Consider the following 3,480-nt stretch of genomic DNA (forward strand, 5'->3'; position numbering starts at 1 on the left):
ACGACGAGCTGGACGACGCCTTCCGCGCCGCGCCCCGGCCGCTCCTCGTCGACCTCAACAGCCCCGGACTCGCCCCGGAGGACGTCCTGCGCCGGGCCCGCGAACTCGCCCCGGAGCAGGAGCTGATGGCCCGCTACGAGAGTGGGCTCACCGGAGCCGTGCGGGAGATCCTCGCCGGGCGGATCGACACCTCCTTCGGCCGGTACGGAGGACTCGACGCCCGCCTCCGGGCCCGGCTCGACGTCCAGTTCGTCCGGTACGAGCCGATGGCGGTGATCCTCCCCGATGACCACCCGCTCGCCGGCCTGCCCGAGGTGCCGCTCGCCCGCCTCGCCGGGGAGCGGATCTACGCCGGGGCCGGAAACGACCGCACCCCCGAGTGGACCGACCTCGCCGCCCGCCTCTTCGCCGGCCGGGGCATCGAGATCGCCCCGCCCGCGCCGCTCGCCGTCGGCAAGGAGGAGTTCCGCCGGCTCATGGCCAAGTACCGCGACCCGGTCCTCGCCGTCGTCGACTTCCCGCCCATGCCGGACTGTGTGATCCGGCCGCTCGTCGACCCCGTCCCCCTCTCGCCCGTGAGCCTCGTGTGGCGCAAGGGACTCCGCCACCCCGGCCTGGACGCCCTCCGCAGGGCGGCCGCGGAGCTGGGCGCCCGGGAGGGCTGGCTGGAGCGCCCGCCCGGCTCCTGGCTGCCGGAGGCGGAGCCGGGACTGCCCGCGTAGGACGGGGGAGGGGGGAGGGGCGCTCACAGGGCTCGTGCGCTCCGGGTGAGAGCAAGGTTCCGCCACCGTCACCTCACGGCACCGGCCTGAAACGCGCCCTCCCTAGCGTCGGTCGCATCAGGGATCCGACTCCGTGGAGGTGCGAGATGGGTGGCCGCTGGATCGAACGCTGGGAACCGGAGGACGAGACCTTCTGGCGCGAGAAGGGGGAACGGATCGCGCGGCGGAACCTCCTCTTCTCCGTCCTCTCCGAGCACATCGGCTTCTCCGTCTGGAGCCTGTGGTCGGTCATGGTCCTCTTCATGGGACCGCAGTACGGGGTCGACCCGGCCGGCAAGTTCTTCCTCATCGGCACCGCCACCTTCGTCGGCGGGCTGATCCGCATCCCGTACACCTTCGCCGTCGCCCGCTTCGGCGGCCGCAACTGGACGATCTTCAGCGCCCTGCTGCTCCTGCTGCCCACCGGCCTCGCCTTCGCGGTGATGCACCCCGGCACCTCGTACACCACCTTCGTCCTCGTCGCCGCCCTCACCGGCGTCGGCGGCGGCAACTTCGCCTCCTCGATGACCAACATCAACGCCTTCTTCCCGCTCCGGAAGAAGGGCTGGGCGCTCGGCCTCAACGCGGGCGGCGGCAACATCGGCGTCCCCGTCGTCCAGCTCGTCGGCCTCCTCGTCATCGGCACCGCCGGCGCGATGCACCCGAGGATCGTGCTCGGCGTCTACCTGCCGCTCATCGTCGTCGCCGCCGTCTGCGCCGCGCTCTTCATGGACAACCTCGCCCCCGTGAAGAACGACACCGGCGCCGCGAGGGAAGCCGTACGGGCCCGGCACACCTGGATCATGGCCTTCCTGTACGTGGGCACCTTCGGCTCCTTCATCGGCTACAGCTTCGCCTTCGGCCTCGTCCTCCAGACCCAGTTCGGCCGCACCCCGCTCCAGGCCGCCTCGCTCACCTTCGTCGGCCCGCTCCTCGGCTCCCTCATCCGGCCCCTCGGCGGCTCCCTCGCCGACCGGCACGGCGGCGCCCGCATCACCCTGTGGACCTTCGCCGCGATGGCCGTCGCGACCGGAGTCGTCATCTACGCCTCCGTCGTCGAGTCCCTCCCCGTCTTCCTCGTCGGCTTCATCGGACTCTTCGTCCTCAGCGGCCTCGGCAACGGCTCCACGTACAAGATGATCCCGGCGATCTTCCTCGCCCAGGGGCACCGCAAGGGGCTGGTGGGCGAGCCCGCCGAGGCCTACGGGCGACGGCTCTCCGGGGCCTCCATGGGGCTCATCGGCGCCGTCGGCGCGCTCGGCGGACTCGGCATCAACCTCGCTTTCCGCCAGTCCTTCCAGACCGCCGGCACCGGCACCGCCGCCTTCGTCGCCTTCCTCGCCTTCTACGCGGCCTGCATGCTGGTCACCTGGGCGGTATACCTTCGGGCGCCGGTCACCGTTCCCGATGCCGTGGAAGCGGTCACGGATCCGGAGTCCCGGCCCGGATTCGCGAGGGTGTGACGTCCGATGCCCGACGTGGACCGTAACGACCAGGAAATACGCGCGAACCCGGACCGTCACGCGTCCCCGTCAGGCTCGGACCCCATGGACGAGCAAGAACACGGCCCCCTCGCGGGCTTCACGGTCGGCGTCACCGCGGCACGACGCGCCGACGAGCTGATCGCGCTGCTGCGCCGACGCGGCGCCGCCGTCGTCCACGGCCCCGCCCTGCGGATCGTGCCGCTCGCCGACGACACCGAACTCCTCGCCGCCACCAAGGAACTCATCGGCCACGCCCCGGACGTCGTCGTCGCCACCACGGCGATCGGCTTCCGGGGATGGGTCGAGGCGGCCGAGGGATGGGGGTGCGGGGAGGAGCTCCTCGACGTGCTGCGGGGCGTCGAGCTCCTCGCCCGCGGGCCGAAGGTCAAGGGGGCCGTACGGGCCGCCGGGCTCACCGAGTCCTGGTCGCCCTCGTCCGAGTCCATGGCCGAGGTCCTCGACCGGCTCCTCGCGGAGGGCGTCGAGGGCCGCCGCATCGCCCTCCAGCTCCACGGCGAGCCCCTCCCCGGCTTCGTGGAGGCCTTGACGGCGGGTGGGGCGGAGGTCGTCGGCGTCCCCGTCTACCGCTGGATGCCGCCCGAGGACCTCGGCCCGCTCGACCGGCTCCTCGACGCGGTCCTCGCGCGCGGGCTCGACGCGGTGACCTTCACCAGTGCGCCGGCCGCCGTGTCGCTGTTCTCCCGGGCGGCGGAGAAGGGCGTACGGGACGAACTCGTCGCCGCGCTCCGGCACGACGTGCTCGCGGTGTGCGTGGGGCCCGTGACGGCGCTGCCGCTCCAGGCGGAGGGCATCGACACGCACCAGCCCGAGCGCTTCCGGCTCGGGCCGCTCGTCCAGCTCCTCTGCCGGGAGCTCCCCGGGCGCGCCCGGGTCCTGCCCGTCGCCGGCCACCGCGTCGAGATCCGCGGGCACGCGGTCCTCGTCGACGGCGCCCTGCGGCCCGTCCCGCCCGCCGGGATGGCCCTCCTCGGCCTCCTGGCCCGCCGGCCCGGCTGGGTCGTCTCCCGCGCCGACCTCCTCCGGGCGCTGCCGGGCGCGGGGCGCGACGAACACGCCGTGGAGACGGCGATGGCCCGCCTCCGGACGGCCCTCGGCACGCCGAACCTGATCCAGACGGTGGTGAAACGGGGGTACCGCCTGGCCCTGGACGCGCCCCCGGAGCAGAAGTACGACGGCTGACCCCGCCGCCCCCGCCGTGGGCCTGCGGCCCGCGC

Annotated in this window: 3 protein-coding genes; all 3 read left to right on the forward strand. The window is 73.5% G+C overall.

What is annotated here, in order from left to right:
* Positions 1-722 (forward strand): LysR substrate-binding domain-containing protein (locus tag CCN56_RS34020; RefSeq protein WP_086831683.1); only part of this gene is annotated, 722 nt, incomplete at its 5' end.
* A gap of 146 nt (positions 723-868) precedes the next feature.
* Positions 869-2,224 (forward strand): NarK/NasA family nitrate transporter, encoded by a 1,356-nt coding sequence (locus tag CCN56_RS34025; protein WP_086831684.1) that lies wholly within the window; start codon positions 869-871, stop codon positions 2,222-2,224.
* A gap of 84 nt (positions 2,225-2,308) precedes the next feature.
* Positions 2,309-3,445: a uroporphyrinogen-III synthase gene (locus CCN56_RS34030; protein ID WP_086831685.1), complete on the forward strand. Its 1,137-nt coding sequence runs from the start codon at positions 2,309-2,311 to the stop codon at positions 3,443-3,445.
* Positions 3,446-3,480 lie beyond the last annotated feature (35 nt).

This window comes from Streptomyces sp. NRRL B-24572 (assembly GCF_002156145.1).
Classification (GTDB): domain Bacteria; phylum Actinomycetota; class Actinomycetes; order Streptomycetales; family Streptomycetaceae; genus Streptomyces; species Streptomyces vietnamensis.

Bases quoted from the DNA above. Each gene is read 5' to 3' on its own strand.
- CCN56_RS34030 (WP_086831685.1), top strand. From the start codon at position 2,309: ATGGACGAGCAAGAACACGGCCCCCTCGCGGGCTTCACGGTCGGCGTC.
- CCN56_RS34025 (WP_086831684.1), top strand. From the start codon at position 869: ATGGGTGGCCGCTGGATCGAACGCTGGGAACCGGAGGACGAGACCTTC.